The sequence below is a fragment of the Pseudomonas hunanensis genome (genome assembly GCF_013393325.1).
In the GTDB taxonomy this organism is placed as follows: Bacteria; Pseudomonadota; Gammaproteobacteria; order Pseudomonadales; family Pseudomonadaceae; genus Aquipseudomonas; species Aquipseudomonas putida_P.
This window is the reverse complement of sequence record NZ_QJRC01000098.1, coordinates 477,280-498,099: the sequence shown is the minus strand read 5'-3', so window position 1 is coordinate 498,099 and position 20,820 is coordinate 477,280. Positions and strand designations below refer to the sequence as shown.

23 protein-coding genes are annotated in these 20,820 nt (G+C 63.2%); 4 read left to right on the top strand and 19 right to left on the bottom strand.

The features are described from left to right. Positions 1-56 precede the first annotated feature (56 nt). Complete coding sequence (gene recR / locus DM807_RS23930) at positions 57-659, top strand: recombination mediator RecR (RefSeq protein WP_012273417.1); 603 nt, start codon at positions 57-59, stop codon at positions 657-659. Positions 660-786: 127 nt separating this feature from the next. Here the strand turns inward: recR and DM807_RS23925 are convergent, their stop codons facing one another. From DM807_RS23925 to ccoN (DM807_RS23850), 16 genes are all read right to left on the bottom strand, one after another. Then, entirely contained in the window at positions 787-1,335 is a 549-nt protein-coding gene (locus DM807_RS23925) for an adenine phosphoribosyltransferase (RefSeq protein ID WP_009683910.1), read from the bottom strand. A 55-nt stretch (positions 1,336-1,390) separates the two neighbouring features. Next, on the bottom strand, positions 1,391-2,125 hold the full coding sequence (gene fnrA / locus DM807_RS23920; RefSeq protein WP_012273416.1) for a Crp/Fnr family transcriptional regulator FnrA: 735 nt from the start codon (positions 2,123-2,125) through the stop codon (positions 1,391-1,393). 186 nt (positions 2,126-2,311) lie between these two features. Beyond that, on the bottom strand, positions 2,312-3,694 hold the full coding sequence (hemN, locus tag DM807_RS23915; protein WP_179027997.1) for an oxygen-independent coproporphyrinogen III oxidase: 1,383 nt from the start codon (positions 3,692-3,694) through the stop codon (positions 2,312-2,314). Between the two features lie 105 nt (positions 3,695-3,799). After that, a complete protein-coding gene (locus DM807_RS23910; protein ID WP_012273414.1) occupies positions 3,800-4,483 on the bottom strand; it encodes a sulfite exporter TauE/SafE family protein in 684 nt (227 codons plus the stop codon). After that, a complete protein-coding gene (ccoS, locus tag DM807_RS23905) occupies positions 4,476-4,691 on the bottom strand; it encodes a cbb3-type cytochrome oxidase assembly protein CcoS (RefSeq protein WP_012273413.1) in 216 nt (71 codons plus the stop codon). Before ccoS ends, DM807_RS23910 begins: the two co-directional genes overlap by 8 nt. Continuing rightward, positions 4,670-7,144, bottom strand: coding sequence for a heavy metal translocating P-type ATPase (locus tag DM807_RS23900; protein WP_012273412.1), 2,475 nt, complete (start codon positions 7,142-7,144; stop codon positions 4,670-4,672). The genes ccoS and DM807_RS23900 overlap by 22 nt, the downstream gene beginning before the upstream one ends. Positions 7,145-7,314: 170 nt before the next feature. Then, positions 7,315-7,842 carry a FixH family protein gene (locus DM807_RS23895; protein WP_012273411.1) on the bottom strand — a complete coding sequence of 176 codons (528 nt, stop codon included), beginning with the start codon at positions 7,840-7,842 and terminating at the stop codon, positions 7,315-7,317. Positions 7,843-7,857: 15 nt separating this feature from the next. Then, complete coding sequence (gene ccoG / locus DM807_RS23890) at positions 7,858-9,273, bottom strand: cytochrome c oxidase accessory protein CcoG (protein WP_069942279.1); 1,416 nt, start codon at positions 9,271-9,273, stop codon at positions 7,858-7,860. Between the two features lie 257 nt (positions 9,274-9,530). Next, positions 9,531-10,508: a cytochrome-c oxidase, cbb3-type subunit III gene (gene ccoP, locus DM807_RS23885; RefSeq protein ID WP_012273409.1), complete on the bottom strand. Its 978-nt coding sequence runs from the start codon at positions 10,506-10,508 to the stop codon at positions 9,531-9,533. Continuing rightward, positions 10,505-10,702 carry a CcoQ/FixQ family Cbb3-type cytochrome c oxidase assembly chaperone gene (locus DM807_RS23880; protein ID WP_012273408.1) on the bottom strand — a complete coding sequence of 66 codons (198 nt, stop codon included), beginning with the start codon at positions 10,700-10,702 and terminating at the stop codon, positions 10,505-10,507. The genes ccoP (DM807_RS23885) and DM807_RS23880 overlap by 4 nt, the downstream gene beginning before the upstream one ends. Positions 10,703-10,707: 5 nt before the next feature. Then, positions 10,708-11,316 (bottom strand): cytochrome-c oxidase, cbb3-type subunit II, encoded by a 609-nt coding sequence (gene ccoO, locus DM807_RS23875; RefSeq protein ID WP_003254286.1) that lies wholly within the window; start codon positions 11,314-11,316, stop codon positions 10,708-10,710. After that, positions 11,316-12,758 carry a cytochrome-c oxidase, cbb3-type subunit I gene (gene ccoN, locus DM807_RS23870; protein ID WP_012273407.1) on the bottom strand — a complete coding sequence of 481 codons (1,443 nt, stop codon included), beginning with the start codon at positions 12,756-12,758 and terminating at the stop codon, positions 11,316-11,318. Before ccoN (DM807_RS23870) ends, ccoO (DM807_RS23875) begins: the two co-directional genes overlap by 1 nt. A 361-nt stretch (positions 12,759-13,119) precedes the next feature. Beyond that, positions 13,120-14,061, bottom strand: a complete 942-nt coding sequence (ccoP, locus tag DM807_RS23865; protein ID WP_060494014.1) for a cytochrome-c oxidase, cbb3-type subunit III — start codon at positions 14,059-14,061, stop codon at positions 13,120-13,122. Further along, positions 14,058-14,252, bottom strand: a complete 195-nt coding sequence (locus tag DM807_RS23860) for a cbb3-type cytochrome oxidase subunit 3 (protein ID WP_012273405.1) — start codon at positions 14,250-14,252, stop codon at positions 14,058-14,060. Before DM807_RS23860 ends, ccoP (DM807_RS23865) begins: the two co-directional genes overlap by 4 nt. Positions 14,253-14,257: 5 nt before the next feature. Next, positions 14,258-14,866, bottom strand: coding sequence for a cytochrome-c oxidase, cbb3-type subunit II (gene ccoO, locus DM807_RS23855; protein ID WP_012273404.1), 609 nt, complete (start codon positions 14,864-14,866; stop codon positions 14,258-14,260). A 13-nt stretch (positions 14,867-14,879) separates the two neighbouring features. Then, positions 14,880-16,304: a cytochrome-c oxidase, cbb3-type subunit I gene (gene ccoN, locus DM807_RS23850; RefSeq protein ID WP_012273403.1), complete on the bottom strand. Its 1,425-nt coding sequence runs from the start codon at positions 16,302-16,304 to the stop codon at positions 14,880-14,882. A gap of 50 nt (positions 16,305-16,354) precedes the next feature. On the opposite strand from ccoN (DM807_RS23850), the gene DM807_RS23845 reads away from it, so the two are divergent. Further along, positions 16,355-17,050, top strand: coding sequence for an alpha/beta family hydrolase (locus DM807_RS23845; RefSeq protein ID WP_244965082.1), 696 nt, complete (start codon positions 16,355-16,357; stop codon positions 17,048-17,050). Positions 17,051-17,192: 142 nt separating this feature from the next. Here DM807_RS23845 and ppnP read toward each other — a convergent pair whose 3' ends face one another. Both ppnP and DM807_RS23835 read right to left on the bottom strand, forming a co-directional pair. After that, entirely contained in the window at positions 17,193-17,477 is a 285-nt protein-coding gene (gene ppnP / locus DM807_RS23840) for a pyrimidine/purine nucleoside phosphorylase (protein WP_012273401.1), read from the bottom strand. Between the two features lie 73 nt (positions 17,478-17,550). Beyond that, entirely contained in the window at positions 17,551-18,102 is a 552-nt protein-coding gene (locus DM807_RS23835) for a 3'-5' exonuclease (RefSeq protein WP_012273400.1), read from the bottom strand. A 171-nt stretch (positions 18,103-18,273) separates the two neighbouring features. Between DM807_RS23835 and DM807_RS23830 the strand changes: the two genes are divergently transcribed. Then, positions 18,274-19,074 (top strand): substrate-binding periplasmic protein, encoded by an 801-nt coding sequence (locus DM807_RS23830; RefSeq protein ID WP_012273399.1) that lies wholly within the window; start codon positions 18,274-18,276, stop codon positions 19,072-19,074. Between the two features lie 63 nt (positions 19,075-19,137). Further along, positions 19,138-20,151, top strand: coding sequence for a GNAT family N-acetyltransferase (locus DM807_RS23825; protein ID WP_060494012.1), 1,014 nt, complete (start codon positions 19,138-19,140; stop codon positions 20,149-20,151). Between the two features lie 53 nt (positions 20,152-20,204). Here the strand turns inward: DM807_RS23825 and DM807_RS23820 are convergent, their stop codons facing one another. After that, the gene (locus DM807_RS23820) at positions 20,205-20,735 is read right to left on the bottom strand and encodes an RNA polymerase factor sigma-70 (protein WP_012273397.1); all 531 of its coding nucleotides are present in this window, start codon (positions 20,733-20,735) and stop codon (positions 20,205-20,207) included. Positions 20,736-20,820: the final 85 nt, after the last annotated feature.

The window sequence follows — 20,820 nt, the reverse complement described above, 5'->3', positions numbered from 1 at the left end:
GTCACTGCCCCCCGCTGGGTATAAACCGCCTCTTATTGAATTGTCAGGCCTTTCCCATGAGCTTCAGCCCCCTCATTCGCCAACTGATCGATGGTTTGCGCATCCTCCCAGGTGTCGGCCAGAAAACCGCCCAGCGCATGGCCTTGCAGTTGCTCGAGCGAGACCGCAGCGGCGGCCTGCGCCTGGCCCAGGCGCTGACCCAGGCCATGGAGGGGGTAGGCCATTGCCGCCAGTGCCGCACCCTGACCGAGCAGGAGCTGTGCCCGCAATGCGCCGACACGCGCCGTGACGATACCCAGTTGTGCGTGGTCGAGGGGCCGACCGATGTGTATGCGGTGGAACAGACGGGCTACCGTGGCCGTTACTTCGTACTCAAGGGCCACCTGTCGCCGCTGGACGGCTTGGGGCCGGAGGCGATCGGCATTCCGCAACTGATGGCCCGCATCGAGGAGCAGGGCACCTTTACCGAGGTGATCCTGGCGACCAACCCGACGGTGGAGGGCGAGGCGACGGCGCATTACATTGCGCAGTTGTTGAGCGAGAAGGGGTTGGCGGCAACGCGGATTGCCCATGGTGTGCCGCTGGGCGGCGAGCTTGAGCTGGTGGATGGCGGGACCTTGGCCCATGCCATTGCAGGGCGCCGGCCTATTTCGCTCTGATTCAGAATTACTGGGGCCCTGTGGGAGCGGGTTTACCCGCGAACACCGGCGCAGCCGGTGCCATATACCGCGTTGGGTTCTTCGCGGGTAAACCCGCTCCCACAGGTTCAGCGTTGCCCCTGAATGCTTAATACTCGCTGAGCGAAAACTCGGTCAGGCAGAAGGTCGGCACACCCGCCGCCTGCAGCCGACGCGACCCGTCCAGCTCCGGCAAGTCAATGATCGCCGCCGCCTCGAACACCTGCGCCCCAGTACGGCGCACCAGGTTGGCTGCTGCCAGCAGTGTGCCGCCAGTCGCAATCAGGTCATCGAAGATCAGCACCGAATCGCCTTCGCACAGGCTGTCGGCATGCACTTCCAGGAAGGCTTCGCCATATTCGGTCTGGTAACCCTCGCTCAGCACGTCAGCCGGCAGCTTGCCCTGCTTGCGGAACAGGATCAGGGGCTTGTTCAACTGGTGGGCGATGATCGAACCGATCAGGAAACCACGCGCGTCCATGGCACCAATGTGGCTGAACTCAGCCTCGACATAGCGCTCGATGAACTGGTCGGCCACATAGCGAAGCCCGCGTGGCGATTGGAACAGCGGGGTGATGTCGCGGAAGATCACACCCGGTTTGGGGAAGTCCACTACCGGGCGGATCAGGGCTTTGAGGTCGAAGGCGTCGCTGTGCATTGTTGCGGGTATCCTGGGAAAACGAATGCCCAAGTATACCCGCTAAACGCCCACATCAGGCCTCGATTGCACCGCCGGCCAGCGCGCACAGCTGGATCGGGTCGAGGATATGCACTTCCTTGCCTTCGGCGCGCAGCAGGCCGTTTTGCTGGAAGCGGGTGAACACCCGCGACACGGTTTCTACCGCCAGGCCCAGGTAGTTGCCGATTTCGTTGCGCGACATGCTCAGGCGGAACTGATTGGCCGAATAGCCACGGGCGCGGAAGCGTGCCGACAGGTTGACCAGGAAGGTGGCGATACGCTCGTCGGCGGTTTTTTTCGACAGCAACAGCATCATCTGCTGGTCGTCGCGGATTTCCCGGCTCATCACCCGCATCAGCTGGCGACGTAGCTGTGGCAGTTGCACCGAAAGCTCGTCAAGCCGCTCGAACGGGATTTCGCACACCGAGGTTGTTTCCTGGGCCTGGGCCGATACCGGGTAGGCCTCGGTGTCCATGCCCGACAGGCCGACCAGTTCGCTGGGCAGGTGGAAGCCGGTGATCTGCTCTTCGCCGCTGTCGCTGAGGCTGAAGGTTTTCAGGGCGCCGGAACGTACTGCGTAGACCGAGCCGAAATTGTCACCCTGGCGGAACAGGAACTCGCCTTTCTTCAGTGGGCGGCCGCGTTTGACGATTTCATCCAGTGCGTCCATGTCTTCCAGGTTCAGGGAAAGAGGCAGGCACAGGGGGGCCAGGCTGCAATCCTTGCAATGGGCCTGGTTGTGTGGGCGCAGTTTGACTGGCTCGGACATTTGAATCGATCCTTGTGGGAAAGCACACATAAGTCGTAAGGGTAACCCACGACGCAGGGTGTAGGCCAGTGTGCGCGATGATGGTGCGCGCTGGCGAAACCCCGACAGGTCGCCTGCCGGGAGTCCTTGTACGCCCATAGTGTGCCTGGCAAGGGCAGTTGTCCATGCGGTCGAACGCCTCGGTTTTCAGATCACCCGCGAGAAACGTTGGCGGTTTTGCATCGCCAGATAGGCATCGAACACCATGCATACCGAGCGCGCCAGCAGGCGGCCAGGCGGCAGGATGCGAATGCCCTGGCTGTCCAGGCTGATCAGGCCATCGCGCTGCAAGGTCAGCAGCTCAGGCCAGAGGTCGTTGAAGTAGCCGCGAAAATCGATAGTGAAGGCTTGTTCGATCGGTTCGAAATCCAGCTCGAAATGGCAGATCAGTTGTTGGATCACCGCCCGGCGAATGCGGTCGTCGTGGTTGCACAGCAAGCCACGCTGGGTGGCCAGCTGGGCGTTGGACAGGCTGTCCTGATAGGTGTTGAGGTCGCTGCTGTTCTGGCAGTACAGCTCGCCGATCTGGCTGATCGCCGACACGCCCAGGCCGATCAGGTCGCAGTGCCCGTGAGTGGTGTAGCCCTGGAAGTTGCGCTGCAGGGTGCCTTCTTCCTGGGCGATGGCCAGTTCGTCATCCGGCAGGGCGAAGTGATCCATGCCGATGTAGCGATAGCCAGCGGCGGTCAACTGGTCGATGGTGGCGTGCAGCATCTCCAGCTTGGCAGCCGGGCTGGGCAGATCGTTGTTGTCGATGCGCCGCTGGGGCATGAAACGCTCGGGCAGGTGGGCGTAGTTGAACACCGACAGGCGGTCGGGCTGCAGGCGGATCACTTCTTCGACGGTGCGCGCAAAACCTTCCAGGGTTTGCTTGGGCAGGCCGTAGATCAGGTCCAGGTTGACCGAACGGAACTGCAGGGTGCGCGCAGCCTCGATCAGTGTACGGGTCTGTTCCAGGCTCTGCAGGCGGTTGACTGCGCGCTGCACGGCCGGGTCGAGGTCCTGCACGCCCAGGCTGACGCGGTTGAAGCCCAGCTCGCGGAGCAGGCCCATGGTCGACCAATCGGCCTCCCGCGGGTCGATCTCGATGCCATAGTCGCCGGAGTCGTCGTCCAGCAAGTGGAAGTGTTGGCGCAAGGTTGCCATCAGCTGGCGCAGTTCCACGTGGCTGAGGAAGGTCGGCGTGCCGCCGCCGAAATGCAACTGCTCAACACGCTGCTTGGGCCCCAGGTGGCAAGCGATCAACTGGATCTCCTGCTCCAGGCGCTGCAGGTACGGCGCGGCACGGGCACGGTCCTTGGTGATGACCTTGTTGCAGGCGCAGTAGTAGCAGATGTTGGCGCAGAACGGCACGTGCACGTACAGCGACAGCGGACGCACGGCCCGACGGCTCTCGCGCAGGGCGTGGAGCAGGTCGAACGAGCCCACTTCGCTGTGCAGTTGCATGGCGGTCGGGTAGGAGGTGTAGCGTGGCCCGGCCAGATCGTAGCGGCGGATCAGGTCGGTATCCCAACGAAGGTCGTCGAGCATGAGGGCGGTCCCCGGAAAGAGCAGCAGTGCACCGGAGTCTATGGCCGTCAGTAGTAATCGGTGTTGATTTGTATCAAGGGCATTGGGGCTGCGCAGCGGTGCCCGTCAATGCCCCATCAGCCAGTGTTGGTGCGGCCCGGGCAGGGTCCAGATGCCAAATAGCATCACCAGCAGCCCGCCAGCCACCCGCACGCTGCGCCGCCTCAACAACGCGTTTACCCGTTCCGCCGCCAGCCCCGTTGCCAGCAACACCGGCCAGGTGCCCACCCCGAACGCCAGCATCAACGCCGCGCTATAGCTGGCATTACCCTGGCTGGCCGCCCATAGCAGTGTGCTGTACACCAACCCGCACGGCAGCCAGCCCCACAGGGCGCCCAGCAGCAACGCCCGGGGCACGCTGGAAACCGGCAGCAAGCGCGACGCCACCGGCTGGATATGCCGCCACAGCCCGCGCCCCAGGGCTTCGATGCGGGTCAGGCCGCTCCACCAGCCGGCCAGGTACAGGCCCATGGCAATCAACAACAGCGCCGCCACCACCCGCAGCCCCAGAGCTGCCGGGCTGCTGGCCACGGCCCATCCGGCCAGGCCCAGCAACAGGCCGGCGCTGGTATAACTGAGCACACGCCCGAGGTTGTAGGCCAGCAGCAGGCGCAGGCGCTTGCCTCGTTGTTCGGGCGGTATGGCCAGGGTCAGCGCCCCCATCAGGCCGCCGCACATACCCAGGCAGTGGCCGCCGCCCAGCAGGCCAAGGACCAGCGCCGAGCCCAGCAGGGGAAGCAGGTCAGGCACGGGGTGGTGGTTCCTTGTCGGCGTCGGCTGGGGTGTCGTCAGGTTTCACCGCTGCTTGGTGGCGAGGGTCCTGGTCGTCGAACAAGATGCTGTGGGCGGGGCTTTCAAGGTCGTCGTACTGGCCGCTGTCCACCGCCCAGAAGAAGATGTACACGGCCACGCCGACCAGCAGCAGGGCTGCGGGGATCATGACATAGAGGGCGGGCATGGCGACTTCCTCCCGGGCAAGGGGGCTTCGTGGGGCAATGAGCCCGACGCCAATGGCATGCGGGTCAGGCGCAGGGCGTTGAGCACCACGATCAGCGAACTGACCGACATGCCGATGGCGGCCCATACCGGGGTGATCCAGCCGAGCGCGGCAAACGGCAACATCAGGCCATTATACAGGGTCGCCCACAGCAGGTTCTCGAGGATGTTGCGGCGGGTGCGGCGGGCCAGGTCGAAGGCCTGCACCAGCGCCTGCAGGCGGTTGGACAGCAGCACGGCATCGGCGCTGGTCTTGGCAAGGTCGGTGGCGCTGCCCATGGCGATGCTGATGTCGGCGGCGGCCAGCACCGGCACATCGTTGACGCCGTCACCGAGCATCAGCACCTTGCACCCTTGTGCCTGCAGTGCCTTCAGCCGGTCCAGCTTGTCGTCTGGAAGCAGCCCGCCAATGGCCTGGTCGATGCCCAGTTGCGCGGCCACTTCGGCAACCATCGGCGAGCTGTCGCCCGACAACAGCAGGGTTCGCCAGCCACGTGCCTTGCAGGCTGCGAGCAGGGCCGGGGCATCGTCGCGCAGGCGGTCGTCCAGGCCGAACCAGGCCAGCGGCCCCTGGCGGTCGCCCAGCAGCAGCCACTGGCCGCGTGGCTCCGGCACGGCGGGGATTTCCGCGCCGCTCAGGGCGCAGACGAAGGTGGCTTGGCCAATGCGCAAGCGCTGGCCGTCCACCAGCCCCTCCAGGCCCAGGCCGGGCATTGTCTGCACGTCCTCGGCGGGTGTGGTGGTGCGGCCGAAGGCACGGGCGATGGGGTGTTCGGAGCGGTTTTCCAGCGCTGCGGCGAGGGCCAGGCAGCGGTCGGCTGCCTGGCTGCCGAGCGGGCGGATGCTGCGCAGGGTCAGGCGGCCTTCGGTCAGCGTGCCGGTCTTGTCGAAAATGACTGTGTCGATCTGGTTCAGGCCCTCCAGCACATGGCCACGGGTTACCAGCAGGCCGAGCTTGTGCAAGGTGCCGGTGGCTGCGGTAAGCGCGGTTGGCGTGGCCAGGGACAGCGCACAAGGGCAGGTCGCCACCAGCATCGCCAGCACGATCCAGAATGCCCGTGTCGGGTCCAGATGCCACCACCACAGCCCGATGGCCACGGCGGCCAGCAGCGAGAACAACAGGAACCACTGCGAGGCGCGGTCGGCGATTTCCGCCAGGCGCGGTTTTTCGGTCTGGGCGCGTTCCAGCAGGCGCACGATGGCAGACAACCGTGAATCGTGGCCGAGGGCTTCGACTTCCACGTTGAGGGTGCTTTCGACATTCAGCGTGCCACCGGTGACCCGTTCGCCAACCCGGCGCGGTTGCGGCAGGTATTCGCCAGTCAGCAATGATTCGTCGACGCTCGAGCGGCCTTCGACGATGCGCCCGTCGGCGGGGATTACCGCCCCAGGCAGCACTTGCACGGTGTCACCGCAGTGCAGCTCGCTGAGCAGGATGCGCTCGCTGCGGCCGATGGCGTCCAGGCGCAGGCACGAGGCTGGCAGCAGGTTGACCAGCTGCGCGGTGGCCGCAGCCGTGCGTTCGCGGGCACGTCGCTCCAAGTAGCGGCCAGTGAGCAGGAACAGGGCGAACATGCCCACCGTGTCGAAATACAGCTCGCCGCTGCCGGTGATGGCCGTCCAGATGCCGGCACCGAACGCCAGGCCAATGGCCAGTGACACCGAAACGTCCATGGTCAGGTGACGGGTGCGCAGGTCGCGCGCTGCGCCCTTGAAGAACGGTGCGCAGCTGTAGAACACGATGGGGATGGTCAGGAACAGTGCCACCCAGCGCAGGATGGTGTGCAGCTCGGGCGACAGGTCGATGTTGAATTCCGGCCAGGTGGCCATGGTTGCCATCATCGCCTGGAACCACAAAAGCCCGGCCACGCCCAGGCGGCGCAGGGCGCTGCGGTTCTCTTGGGCCAACTGTTCGGCGGCCTTGTCGGGCTGGTAGGGGTGGGCGGCGTAACCGATCTGGCGCAACTCGGCGAGCAGGCGCGAGAGCGGCAGTTGCTTGTCGTCCCAGCTCAGCAGCAGACGGTGGTTGGACAGGTTCAGGCGCGCCTCGGCGACGCCGGGCAGGTTGCGCAGGTGCTTTTCGATCAGCCAGCCACAGGCAGCACAGCTGATCCCCTCGATCAGTAGGGTGGTTTCGGCCAGCTCGCCCTGGTGACGGACGAAGGTTTGCTGCACGTCGCTACGGTCGTACAGGGCCAGTTCGTCCTGCAACTGCCTGGGCAGGGCCTCGGGGTTGGCGCTGTTGTCACTGCGGTGCTGGTAGTAGTGCTCCAGGCCGCCGGCGACGATCGACTCAGCCACCGCCTGGCAGCCGGGGCAGCAGAACGCCCGGGGCTCGCCGAGCACCACGGCGGTAAAGCGGCTGCCGGCCGGGACGGGCAGGGCGCAGTGGTAGCAGGGGGTGGGCTGGGTCATTGCATCATTGCCTTACACATATCGGCGCGGTTGACGCGCTCCCCTGTAGGAGCGGCCTTGTGTCGCGAAAGGGTCGCGAAGCGGCCCCACGATTTCAGCTTCGTCGCATAGATTGCCGGGGCTGCTGCGCAGCCCTTTCGGACCGGTCCGACGCTTCGGCAAGGCCGCTCCTACAGGTGCTCGGCGCCTTGGATGGCTTCATCACCCAGTTGCAATGTAACCCCGTGTTCGACTTTTTCCTCTTCGAACAAGCGCCACACCTGGCCACCTTCACTCCCCAGCAGCTCGACGAAGCGGCGCCCGTCGACCTTGTCTTCCAGTTGCCCTACATAGCGCCCCGCTTCGACCCGGCTCAGCAGCACCTTGCGGTCTTTCTCCGGCTGGGTGGGCGAAATCAGGTTCAACTCCAGGCTTTGCGGGCCACTGTTGCCGCTCAGGCGCAGGTCCACTTCGCCAGTCAGCTCGTCCAGGTGCACGCTGGCCTTCAGTCCCAGTTGCTGCGCAAGCAGCTCGCGGTCCAGTGAACGGTTGATGCCCTTGCCGGCCTCGTAGTAGTTGTCGTTCACCAGGTTGTCCGGATTGCGTACGGCGATGCTGACCATGGTCAGGCTCAGGCACACCGAGGTGGTGAGGATGCCGATGATGATCCAGGGCCAGAGGTGCTTGTACCAGGGGCTGGCGGCGGTGGCGGCAGGCATTGTGCGTTATCTCTCTTAGCGGATCTGTGGGCCGATGAAGCGGCTCTTGGCTTCAACCTGGGCGTCGCTGTCGTCGGCGCTCTTGAGGATGAAGGTGATTTCGTTGGTGGTCGAGGGCAGCTTCTCGGGGGCGATCGACAGCTGCACCGGCAGGCTGACGATATCACCAGCGGCCACGCGGATTTCGCGCTGGCCTTCGAGCTTGAGGTCCGGCAGGCCGGCAGCGTCCAGTACGTAGACGTGGTCGCGCTGGTCCTTGTTCATCACCTTCAGGCTGTACACGTTCTCGATCCGGCCCTGGGCGTTTTCGCGGTACAGTACGCGGTCTTTGCTGACGTCGAAACCAACCAGCGAACGGGTGGCGAAGGCGGTGGCCAGGCCGATGATCATCACCAGCAGCACCACGGCATAACCAATCAGGCGCGGGCGCAACATGTGAGTCTTCTGCCCGGACAAGTTGTGTTCGGTGGTATAGCTGATCAGCCCTTTGGGGTAATTCATCTTCTCCATGATGCTGTCGCAGGCGTCGATGCACGCGGCGCAGCCGATGCACTCGATCTGCAGGCCATCACGGATGTCGATGCCGGTGGGGCAGACTTGTACGCACATGGTGCAATCGATGCAGTCGCCCAGGCCTTGGGCCTTGTAGTCGGCGTCTTTTTTACGCGGCCCACGGGTTTCACCACGGCGCGGGTCGTAGGACACGATCAGCGTGTCCTTGTCGAACATCACGCTCTGGAAGCGTGCGTAGGGGCACATGTACACGCACACCTGCTCGCGTAGCCAGCCGGCATTGCCGTAGGTGGCAAGGGTGAAGAAACCGACCCAGAAATACGCCCAGCCATCGGCCTGGCCAGTGAAGAACTCGATCACCAGTTCACGGATGGGCGAGAAGTAGCCGACGAAGGTCATGCCGGTGACGAAACCGATCAGCAGCCAAAGGCTGTGCTTGGCGAACTTGCGCAGGAACTTGTTGCCGCTCATGGGGGCTTTGTCGAGCTTCATGCGCTGGTTGCGGTCGCCCTCGGTGACCTTTTCGCACCACATGAAAATCCACGTCCACACGCTTTGCGGGCAGGTGTAGCCGCACCAGACGCGGCCTGCGTACACGGTGACGAAGAACAGGCCGAAGGCGGCGACGATCAGGATGCCTGACAGCAGGATGAAGTCCTGCGGCCAGATAGTGGCGCCGAAGATGTAGAACTTGCGTTCGGGCAGGTTCCACCACACGGCCTGGTGGCCGCTCCAGTTCAGCCACACGGTGCCGAAGTACAGCAGAAACAGTGCAGCACCGCCGACCATGCGCAGGCGACGGAACAAACCGGTAAAGGCGCGGGTGTAGATTTTTTCGCGGGAGGCGTAAAGGTCGACGGAATCCTTCCCTTTGTTGGCAGGCGGGGTTACATCATGTACCGGAATTTGCTTGCTCATCATCAAGTCCCACGGCAGTGGAGAAATGCCGCGGCCAGTGCGTGCCGGCCGCAGTCTCGCGCAATCTGCTAGCGCTCTGCGGTCCATGATACGCCGCTGTTGGCAGTATGGGGCCGCACTGCGACCTTTAGTCGCGTTGGGTTCGTGGTATGAATCGTGTTATGGCGGGTGTCAATTGATCCAGGTCATCAGCCTGCAAGAAATGCGTGGCTGTACCGGCCTCTTCGCGGCTTCAGCCGCGAAGAGGCCGAGCCTGCTTACTCAGCCTTGGCCGGTTCGGCCTGGTGCGACAGGCTGTAAACATAAGCCGCCAGCAAGTGCACCTTGTCATTACCCTGCAGTTGCTCCTGGGCCGGCATCTGCCCTTGGCGACCATAACGAATGGTCTGCTGCAGCTGTGCAAAGCTCGAACCGTAGATGAACGCTTGCGGGTGGGTCAGGTTCGGCGCGCCCATGGCGGGCGTACCTTTGCCTTCCGGCCCGTGGCAGGCCACGCAGTTGGCGGCGAAGATCTTTTGCCCGTTCTCGGCATCGGCCTTGGCGCCTTCCGGCAGCGTGCGCCCATCCAGCTTGCTGACCACGAACGCCGCCACGTCAGCCACACCCTGGTCGCCGATCACCTCGGCCCAGGCTGGCATCACGCCATGGCGGCCGCCCATGATGGTGGTTTTGATGGTGTCTGGCTCGCCACCCCAGCGCCAGTCGTTATCGGTCAGGTTGGGGAAGCCGAAGGCACCCTTGGCGTCGGAACCGTGGCACACCGAGCAGTTCGAGGCGAACAAGCGCGCGCCCATTTTCAGGGCCTGCGGGTCCTTGGCCACGTCCTCGATGGGCATGGCGGCGAACTTGGCGAAGATCGGCCCGAAACGGGCGTCGGCCTTGGCCATTTCCTTTTCCCACTCGTGCACGCCGGTCCAGCCTGGCTGGCCATTGGAAAACTCGGTCTGCTTGTCGTTATCCAGGTACGAGTAACCCGGCAGAATGCCTTTCCAGTTGCCCAGGCCTGGGTACAGCACCAGATAGCCGAGGGCGAAGACGATGGTGCCGACGAACAGCCAGAACCACCATTTGGGTAGCGGGTTGTCGTACTCCTCGATGCCATCGAAGGCATGCCCGACGGTTTCGTCGGTAACCTCTTCGCGCTGGCCCTTGCGGGTCGACAGCAGCAGCCAGGTCAACGAGAAGATGGTGCCCAGGGTCAGGACGGTAACGTACAGACTCCAGAAGGTTGTCATTGTTGTTTGCTCCCAGAAGCTTTTGCGTGCTCTTGCTCGACGTGGCGGCAGGCCTCGGGGTCATCCGCGAAGGGCAGTTGGGTCGCTTCGTCGAAGTCCTTTTTACGCCGTGGGTTGAATACCCACAGCGCCAGGCCCACGAAGGCCACCATCACCACGACGGTGCCCAGGCCGCGAATCATCCCGATATCCATCAGCGTCACCGTTTGCTCTTGATGATGGTGCCAAGACCCTGCAGGTACGCGACGATGGCGTCCATTTCGGTCTTGCCCTTGACCGCGTCACGCGCGCCGGCAATGTCGGCGTCGGTGTACGGGGTGCCGAGTGTGCGCAGCACTTCCATCTTTTTCGCGGTGTCCTTGCCGTCGAGCTTGTTCTCGACCAGCCACGGGTAGGACGGCATCTTCGATTCCGGTACCACGTTGCGCGGGTTGTACAGGTGCGCACGGTGCCAGTCATCGGAGTAGCGGCCACCGACACGGGCCAGGTCCGGCCCGGTACGCTTGGAGCCCCACAGGAACGGGTGGTCCCACACGCTCTCGCCAGCCACCGAGTAGTGGCCGTAGCGCTCGGTTTCGGCGCGGAACGGGCGGATCATCTGCGAGTGGCAGCCCACGCAGCCTTCGCGGATGTAGATATCGCGGCCTTCCAGCTCCAACGCAGTGCGTGGCTTCATGCCCTCGACCGGCTTGTTGGTGACGTCCTGGAAAAACAGCGGGACGATCTGGGTCAGGCCACCGACGCTCACGGCGATGACCATGAAGAAGGCCAGCAGGCCTATGTTCTTCTCGACGGCTTCATGCTTCATCAGTGCGCTCCCACAACGACGATCTTGGCGGCTTCCTCAGCCTGTGCCGGGTTGGCGGCACGTACGGTACGGAACACGTTGTAGGCCATCAGCAGCATGCCGCTGGCGAAGAACGCACCGCCCAGGGCGCGGACGATATAGCCAGGGTGGCTGGCCTGCAGGGCTTCGACGAAGGAGTAGGTGAGGGTGCCGTCATCGTTGATGGCGCGCCACATCAGGCCTTGGGTAATGCCGTTGACCCACATCGAGGCGATGTACAGCACGGTGCCGATGGTGGCCAGCCAGAAGTGCGCGTTGATCAAGCCGACGCTGTGCATCTGCTCGCGGCCGTAGAGTTTCGGGATCATGTGGTACACGGCGCCGATCGAGATCATTGCCACCCAGCCGAGGGCGCCGGCGTGGACGTGGCCGATGGTCCAGTCGGTGTAGTGCGACAGCGAGTTCACGGTCTTGATGGCCATCATCGGGCCTTCGAAGGTGGACATGCCGTAGAACGCCAGCGAAACCACCAGGAAGCGCAGGATCGGGTCGGTGCGCAGTTTGTGCCAGGCACCGGACAGGGTCATCATGCCGTTGATCATGCCACCCCAGCTTGGCGCCAGCAGGATGATCGACATCACCATGCCCAGCGACTGCGCCCAGTCAGGCAGGGCGGTGTAGTGCAGGTGGTGAGGGCCTGCCCAGATGTACAGGGTGATCAGTGCCCAGAAGTGCACGATCGACAGGCGATACGAGTAGATCGGCCGCTCGGCCTGCTTGGGCACGAAGTAGTACATCATCCCCAGGAAGCCAGTGGTGAGGAAGAAGCCCACGGCGTTGTGGCCGTACCACCACTGGATCATTGCGTCGGTGGCGCCGGCGTAGGCCGAGTACGACTTGAACAGGCTCACCGGCAGCGAGATGTGGTTGACGATGTGCAGCATCGCGGTGACCACGATGAAGGCGCCGTAGAACCAGTTGCCGACGTAGATGTGCTTGGTCTTGCGCTTGACGATGGTGCCGAAGAACACCAACCCGTAGGTTACCCAGACGATGGCCAGCAGGATCGCCAGCGGCCATTCGAGCTCGGCGTATTCCTTGGTGGTGGTGTAGCCCATCGGCAGGGTGATCAGCGCGCCGACGATCACTGCCTGCCAACCCCAGAAGGTGAAGGCGGCCATGCTGTCGGAGATCAGCCGGGTCTGGCAGGTGCGCTGCACCACGTAGTAGCTGGTGCCGAACAGCGCACAGCCCCCGAAGGCGAAGATCACCAGGTTGGTGTGCAGCGGGCGCAGGCGGCCGAAGCTGGTCCAGGGCAGGTCCAGGTTCAGTTGCGGCCATACCAGCTGCGAGGCGATGAAGACGCCGAGGCCCATGCCAAGGATCCCCCAGACCACCGTCATGATGGCGAACTGGCGGACGACCTTATAGTTATAAGCAGTCGGACTGATTGCTGTGCTCATTCTAAGGTTCCACGGTTTTGATGTTCTTGTTGGTCGAAAAATCGGCGCCAGTATTGATAACCAGCAAGGTTACCGCAACGCAACTTTGGTACGCCGACCCGTGTCCGAGCCCGTTCACTGATGTCCCGCAGCGATCGGGTCCGGACGATTGTACACAAATAAATATTTGTAATGTGTACCGTTTTTCACCTTTTTCTGATCGATCGGTCAAGCTTTTTATCGGGACGGCGACAGGCTATGCGCCGCGTCTGCTTCGGTCCTTTCGGCGCGAAGCCCACTGAGGCAACAAGCTTAGTTGTGTTCGGAGGGGGTGCAAGGGAGGGGGTGGAGCGGAAAGGGGCCGCAAAGCGGCCCCAGGGTATTACTTGGCAGTCACGGTTTCAGCAGCATCATCCTGCGACAGGCTATACACATACGCCGCCAGCAGGTGCACCTTGTCGTTGCCCTGGATCTCGGCCTGCGCCGGCATCTGCCCTTGGCGACCATAACGAACGGTCTGCTGCAGCTGGGCAAAGCTCGAGCCGTAGATGAACGCCTGCGGGTGGGTCAGGTCGGGTGCGCCCATGGCTGGGGTGCCCTTGCCTTCCGGCCCGTGGCAGGCCACGCAGTTGCTGGCAAAGATTTCCTTGCCCTTGGCCGCGTCGGCCTTGATCCCTTCTGGCAGGGTGCGGCCATCCAGGTTGGTCAGCACGAACGCGGCCACATCGGCCACGCCCTGCTCGCCGATTACTTCAGCCCAGGCCGGCATCACGCCGTGGCGGCCGTTCATGATCGAAGCCTTGATGGTTTCCGGCTCGCCGCCCCAGCGCCAGTCCTTGTCGGTGAGGTTGGGGAAGCCGTAGGCACCCTTGGCGTCCGAGCCGTGGCACACCGAGCAGTTGGAGGCAAACAGGCGGCTGCCCATTTTCAGCGCCTGCGGGTCCTTGGCCACTTCTTCCACGGGCATGGCGGCGTACTTGGCGAAGATGGGGCCGAACTTGGCATCAGCCTTGTCCATTTCCTTTTGCCATTCGTTGACGCCGGTCCAGCCATTTTCATAGCCAGGCAGGATGCCTTTCCAGTTGCCCAGGCCGGGGTAGAGGATCAGGTAACCGACCGAGAACACCAAGGTGCCGACGAACAACCAGAACCACCACTTGGGCAGCGGGTTGTCGTACTCCTCGATACCGTCGAAGCTGTGGCCCATGGTTTGGTCGGTGGTGTTTTTGCTCTCGCCCTTGCGGGTGGCGAGCAGCAGCCAGGTCAGGCCAATCAGGCTACCGATGGTCAGTACGCTGATGTACGTACTCCAGAAGGTGGTCATTGCCCGTTACTCCTTTTTGCAGCAGGTTCCTGTCCGGCAGGGGGCAGGTGGTCGTCGACGAAGGGCAGCAGGCGCGCTTCGGCGAAATCACGGTCGCGGCGGCGGTTGAACACCCACAGGGAGAGGCCGATGAAGGCGATCATCACCACCAGGGTACCCAGGCCGCGGATCATGCCGATGTCCATATGCATCGCACTCACCTCTTGTTCTTGATCGCGGTGCCGAGCACCTGCAGGTAGGCGACCAGCGCGTCCATCTCGGTCTTGCCCTTGACTGCGTCACGGGCGCCGGCAATGTCGGCGTCGGTGTACGGCACGCCCAGGGTGCGCAAGGTGCGCATCTTGACGTCGGTGTGGCTGTTGTCGACCTGCTGGGCGACCAGCCACGGGTACGACGGCATCTTCGACTCCGGCACTACGTTGCGCGGGTTGTACAGGTGCGCACGGTGCCAATCGTCCGAGTAGCGGCCGCCGACCCGGGCCAGGTCCGGCCCGGTGCGCTTGGAGCCCCACAGGAACGGGTGGTCCCACACGCTCTCGCCAGCCACCGAGTAGTGGCCGTAGCGCTCGGTTTCGGCGCGGAACGGGCGGATCATCTGCGAGTGGCAGCCCACGCAGCCTTCGCGGATGTAGATGTCGCGGCCTTCCAGCTGCAGTGCGGTGTAGGGCTTCATGCCTTCCACCGGCTTGTTGGTGACGTCCTGGAAGAACAGCGGGACGATCTGGGTCAGGCCGCCGATACTGACGGCGAACACCATCAGCAGGGCCATCAGGCCGACGTTTTTCTCGATGACTTCATGTTTCATCAGGCGTTTCTCCTCAAGCCAACTGGGCGTTCGCAGGGGCGACGTCAAGCGCTGGCGAACGCACGGTGCGCCAGGTGTTCCAGGCCATCAGGAACATGCCGCTGAGGAAGATCGCACCGCCGACGAAGCGCACGACGAAGCCTGGGTGGCTGGCTACCAGGGTTTCCACGAACGAGTAGGTGAGCGTGCCGTCGCTGTTGACCGCGCGCCACATCAGGCCCTGGGCGATGCCGTTGACCCACATCGAGGCGATGTACAGCACGGTGCCGATGGTGGCCAGCCAGAAGTGCGCGTTGATCAGGCCGAGGCTGTACATGCGCTCTTTGCCAAACACTTTCGGGATGGTGTGGTACAGCGCACCGATCGAGATCATGGCGACCCAGCCGAGGGCGCCAGCGTGCACGTGGCCGATGGTCCAGTCGGTGTAATGGGACAGGGCGTTGACCGTCTTGATGGCCATCATCGGGCCTTCGAAGGTGGACATGCCGTAGAACGCCAGCGAAACCACCAGGAAGCGCAGGATCGGGTCGCTGCGCAGTTTGTGCCAGGCGCCCGACAGGGTCATCATGCCGTTGATCATGCCGCCCCAGCTCGGTGCCAGCAGGATCAGCGACATCACCATGCCCAGCGACTGTGCCCAGTCGGGCAGGGCGGTGTAGTGCAGGTGGTGCGGGCCTGCCCAGATGTACAGGGTGATCAGTGCCCAGAAGTGCACGATCGACAGGCGATAGGAATACACCGGGCGTTCGGCCTGTTTGGGCACGTAGTAGTACATCATCCCCAGGAAGCCTGCGGTCAGGAAGAAGCCCACCGCATTGTGGCCGTACCACCACTGCACCATGGCGTCGGTGGCGCCGGCGTAGACCGAGTACGACTTGGTCAGGCTGACGGGCAGTTCCAGGTTGTTGACGATGTGCAGCAGCGCCACGGTGAGGATGAAGGCGCCGAAGAACCAGTTACCTACGTAGATGTGCTTGGTGTTGCGCTTCATCAGCGTGCCGAAGAACACGATGGCGTAGCCCACCCAGACGATGGTGATCAGGATATCGATCGGCCATTCCAGTTCGGCGTATTCCTTGGAGCTGGTGTAGCCCAGCGGCAGGCTGATGGCCGCTAGCACAATCACCAGTTGCCAGCCCCAGAAGGTGAACGCGGCCAAGCCCGGTGCGAACAGGGTGGTCTGGCAGGTGCGTTGCACCGAATAATAGGAGGTGGCAAACAGCGCACAGCCGCCGAACGCGAAGATCACCGCATTGGTATGCAGGGGGCGCAGGCGGCCGAAGCTGGTCCAGGGGAGGTCGAAGTTGAGGGAAGGCCAGGCGAGCTGGGCGGCGATGAAGACGCCGAGCCCCATCCCGACGATTCCCCACACCACCGTCATGATGGCGAATTGGCGGACCACCTTGTAGTTATAGGCGGTACTGCTGGTTGTGTTCATGTATGGGTTCCCATCCACGGTTATTTGGCAGGCTTTACAGCGAGGCAAGCATGATTAATGGGCAAAGTGCCGGTATTGACGGGGATCAATGGGCGAAGGTCGCAAATGTCCCAGGCTTGCGCTGCGATCCTCCGCGCGTTCAGGGTAAAGACGGCTACAAGGGCTGCCTGATCCTGGCCCATGGCGCGGGCGCGCCGATGGACAGCGGGTTCATGGACGACATGGCGCAAAGGCTTGCGGCACTTGGGGTTGCGGTAGTGCGCTTCGAGTTCCCGTACATGGCCGAGCGCAGGGTTACCGGCGGCAAGCGGCCGCCCAACCCACAGAAGGTGTTGCTGGAATGCTGGCGCGAGGTGTACCGGCAGGTGCGACCTTTGGTCGCGGGCAAGCTGGCCGTGGGCGGCAAGTCCATGGGTGGGCGCATGGCGAGCCTGTTGGCCGACGAGTTGGGCACGGACGCGCTGGTGTGCCTGGGCTATCCGTTCTACGCGGTGGGTAAACCCGAAAAGCCACGGGTGGAGCATTTGGCTGCGTTGAAGACCCCGACCTTGATCGTGCAGGGCGAGCGGGATGCGCTGGGTAACCGCGAGGCGGTGGCGGGGTATGCGTTGTCGCCGGCGATCGAGGTGAGCTGGCTAGTGGCGGGGGACCATGACCTGAAGCCGTTGAAGGTCTCGGGGTTCAGCCATGAGCAGCATTTGCAGGCGGCGGCGCAGCGAGTGGCCAGTTTCTTGGCAGGCATATGACGTGCAGGAGCGGCCTTGTGTCGCGAAAGGGCTGCGAAGCGGCCCCAGGTTTTCAGCTTCGCAGCGTAAATTGCCGGGGCCGCTGTGCGGCCCTATCGCGACACAAGGCCGCTCCTACAACGAGCGTGCCAATAGCGAACAGTTAGTCGCGGTACTCGCACAGGTAGGCGGTATCGACTTTCACCTTCAGCTGGAACTTGCTGTCGGCGGCAACATTGAACTTGTCGCCCGCGTTGAAGGTTTCCCAGTTGTCGCTACCCGGCAGTTTCACGGTCAGCGCGCCCGATACCACGTGCATGATCTCGCGCTTGGCAGTGCCGAACTCGTATTCGCCCGGTGCCATGACGCCGACAGTGGCGGGGCCTTCTTCGCCCGCGAATGCGATCGACTTGACGGTGCCGTTGAAGTACTCGTTGACCTGGAACATGGGCGACTCCTGAAGAGGGGGATGAAAAAGGGCTGGCCAGTATGCCCAAGCCCACAGGCCTCGTCATCTGCTTTCAGGGGCTGTTGGCGGGTAGGGTCAACGGTAGTAGCCGCGCCGTGTTGCGCGCATCTTCCAGGGCCCGGTGCTGCTGCCCGCAAAAGTGCATGCCGGCCAGTTGCAGGGCGCCGTTCAAGCCGGTTGGGCGCTGCAAGTGGCGGGCCTTGGCAAAGCGTTGCTTGAGGTTGATGTGCGGCAATGTGCGCAGCAGGCTGTCGAGCCCATGCTGTTGCCATTCCTGGTGCAACTGCTGGCGGTCGTAGTCGCCCCAGCTGACCCAGGCCTGAAGCTGCCCACGGTGGTGTCCGAGCCATCGCTCGACGTTTGCCCATACCTCGCGAAACGGCGCGGCACTGTCCACGTCTGCCTGGCTGATGTGGGTCAGCTCACGGCAGAAAGGGGTCAGTTGCGGCCGCCGCCGTGGCCTGACGAAACGCTGAAAATGGTCGACCTCGCGGCCTTCGCGGGTGACCAGGCTTGCACCGATTTCAATGATTTCCATCTCTGTGACCGGCCAACCACCTTCATCGGTGGTGGCTTCCAGGTCGATCACCAACCAATGGCCCATACCAGGCTCCCTTGCAGATCCTGCTAGAGCGTAGCCAAACTCAAGGCATCCGGCACCCTATGGCATTTTGCCGCCTGCTTTGGCACAAAGAGCGGGCGCCAGCAGTTGTGCCGCACCCGGAAAACGCCTAGCTTAAGCGGACCCAGGCATGAACCGTGATGAGTGTCCGTCTTGACTCCAGCGCCCGGCCTAAAGGCCTTGTCCACCCTGATCCAGCTGGCCGTGTTCGGGTTGGCGGCACCAGCATGGGCTGCCGATGCTGTCGAGGTGAAGATTGGCGCGGCGCATTTCCCGCCCTACACGGTGCGCCCCGAACAGGGGGCCGACACCGGCCTGCTGCCACAGCTGGTCGACGCGCTCAACCGCTTGCAGCAGGGTTATCACTTTGTCCTGGTGCCCACGTCCATCCAGCGGCGGTTTGGTGACTTCCAGCAAGGCCGCACCGACATGGCGATTTTCGAAAACCCGCAATGGGGCTGGGAGCAGATTGCCCACCAAACCGTGGACATGGGCCTGGAGGACGCCGAAGTGTTCGTCGCCCGCCAGGCCAATGGCAGCGACCCGCATTACTTCGATGACCTGCGCGGCAAACGCCTGGCACTGTTCAATGGCTACCACTACGCCTTCGCCAGCTTCAACCCCGACCCGGACTACCTGCGCAAGACGTACAACGCGACCCTGACCTATTCCCACGACAGCAACCTGCTGATGGTGCAGGCGGGCCGCGCCGATATCGCCCTGGTCACGCGCTCCTACCTCAGCGATTTCCTCGCGCGCAACCCAGCGAGCAAGGCGCAGTTGGTGCCTTCGCAACGCATTGACCAGGTTTATCACCACTACGCCTTGCTGCGCCCGGGAGCGCCTATTGGCGAGCAATCGTTCGCCGGCCTGCTGCGTGACCTGCGTAACAGCGGTGAACTGGCGCGGATCTTCGAGCCCTACCGCATCACGGTCACGGCCCCCAGCGACTAAATTCACGCAACGCGGCAACGTTCTCAGCAGTGAGCCTTTTCTTCATTTTCGTGAGTCAAGCCCATGCCGTTCGATGCCGCTTCGCAGCCCCAGTCACCGCCACGTTGGCGCAGTCTCAGTGCCGAGGAGGGTGACCGCTGGCTGAGCCTCACCCTTGAAGGCCGCCCGCTGATCCAAGTGCACCTCGAGGCGGGTGCCACCCTGCACGTCCACCTTGATCGGCTGTGCCCCGAGCGCCCGTATCAAGCCTTGTGGGCGGCCTGCTATTGGTTGCTGTCCCGCGACACGGCCTGCCAGCGCCTGGTCTGGCATTTGCCCGAGGTGCAGCCCCAGGCGCTGGCCAGTGGCTTGTTGTTGCTGGCTGAGCAGCCCGGCCAGTACCTGTGCGAGCGGGCGCTGTTCTGGCAGTTGCCACAGCCTTGGCTGGGTGAGTCGGTGGCGGCGGTGTACCCGCAGCAGATGCAGATCAGCAATGGCAAGCGCCACCCGCGCCGCGCACCTAAGCCCCGTGGCGAGGTATACCGGCGCTTCGATGCACGCCTGGGTAGCTGGGTGTCGCTGCGCACGCTGGAGATCGAACACGACCTGGAACGCTTCAACCGCTGGCAGAACAACCCGCGTGTGGAGGCGTTCTGGCAGGAGGGTGGCACCCTTGCACAACATCATGAGTACCTGAGCAAGCTCGAAGCCGACCCGCATACCCTGACGCTGATTGGCTGCTTCGATGATGAGCCGTTTGCCTACTTCGAGGCGTACTGGGCAAAGGAAGACCGCATTGCACCGTTTTACCCGGTCGATGACTACGACCGTGGTATCCATATGCTGGTGGGGGAAGAGAGCCATCGAGGGCCGCACAAGGTGGCCAGCTGGCTATCGGCGCTGGTGCACTACCTGTTCCTGGATGACCCGCGCACCCAGCGGGTGGTAGCCGAGCCGCGCGCAGACAACGGCAAGATGATCGGCTACATGCACGACCAGTGCTTCCATTGCGACAAGGCGTTCGACTTCCCGCACAAGCGGGCGGCGCTGATGATTCTGGGGCGGGAGCGGTTTTTCGATCGTTGCAAGCTAGCTTGATACCGAGATGGACTCTTCGCGGGCATGCCCGCGAAGAAGAAAACCCTGTTTGATCAGGCCTGCCGATTGGCGGTCTTGCGGCAGTGCACCAGCGCATCGCGGATCATGAAGTTGACCAGTGTCGGCGACACGCCCAGCTCCTTGGCAATGTCTTTCTGCGGCACGCCATGCAGGCGATACATCTCGAACGCATAGCGGGTACGCTGCGGCAGTTCGTTCAGCGCCTCGGCAATGTCGTCCAGCGCGGCAAGGTTGATGTGGGTTGCTTCGGGCGAGGCGTTCTGGATGACCACATTCAGGCCTTCCTCCTCGGTGCCGGAGTACTTCAGCTCCATCGCCTGCTTGCGGTAATGGTCAATGGCCAGGTTGCGCACGATCTGGAACAAGTAGCTCAGCTGCGCCTTGAAAGACGATGTGATCTGCGGGGCGGCGCTGAGCCGAAAGAAGGCGTCCTGCACCACATCTTCGGCACGCGAGCGGCAGCCGGTGATGCGTGCGGCGATCTTGACCAGGATGCTGCGGTTGTCGACGAAGGCCTGCAGTAATGGTGAATCGCACTTACTTGTGGATAGTTGTTCCGCCATGGAAATCACCTTGTCACAGAGGGGAAAGGAAGCACCCAAAAGTAGGAAGCTTCCTACGACGTGCGACAAACTATTCAGAATGATA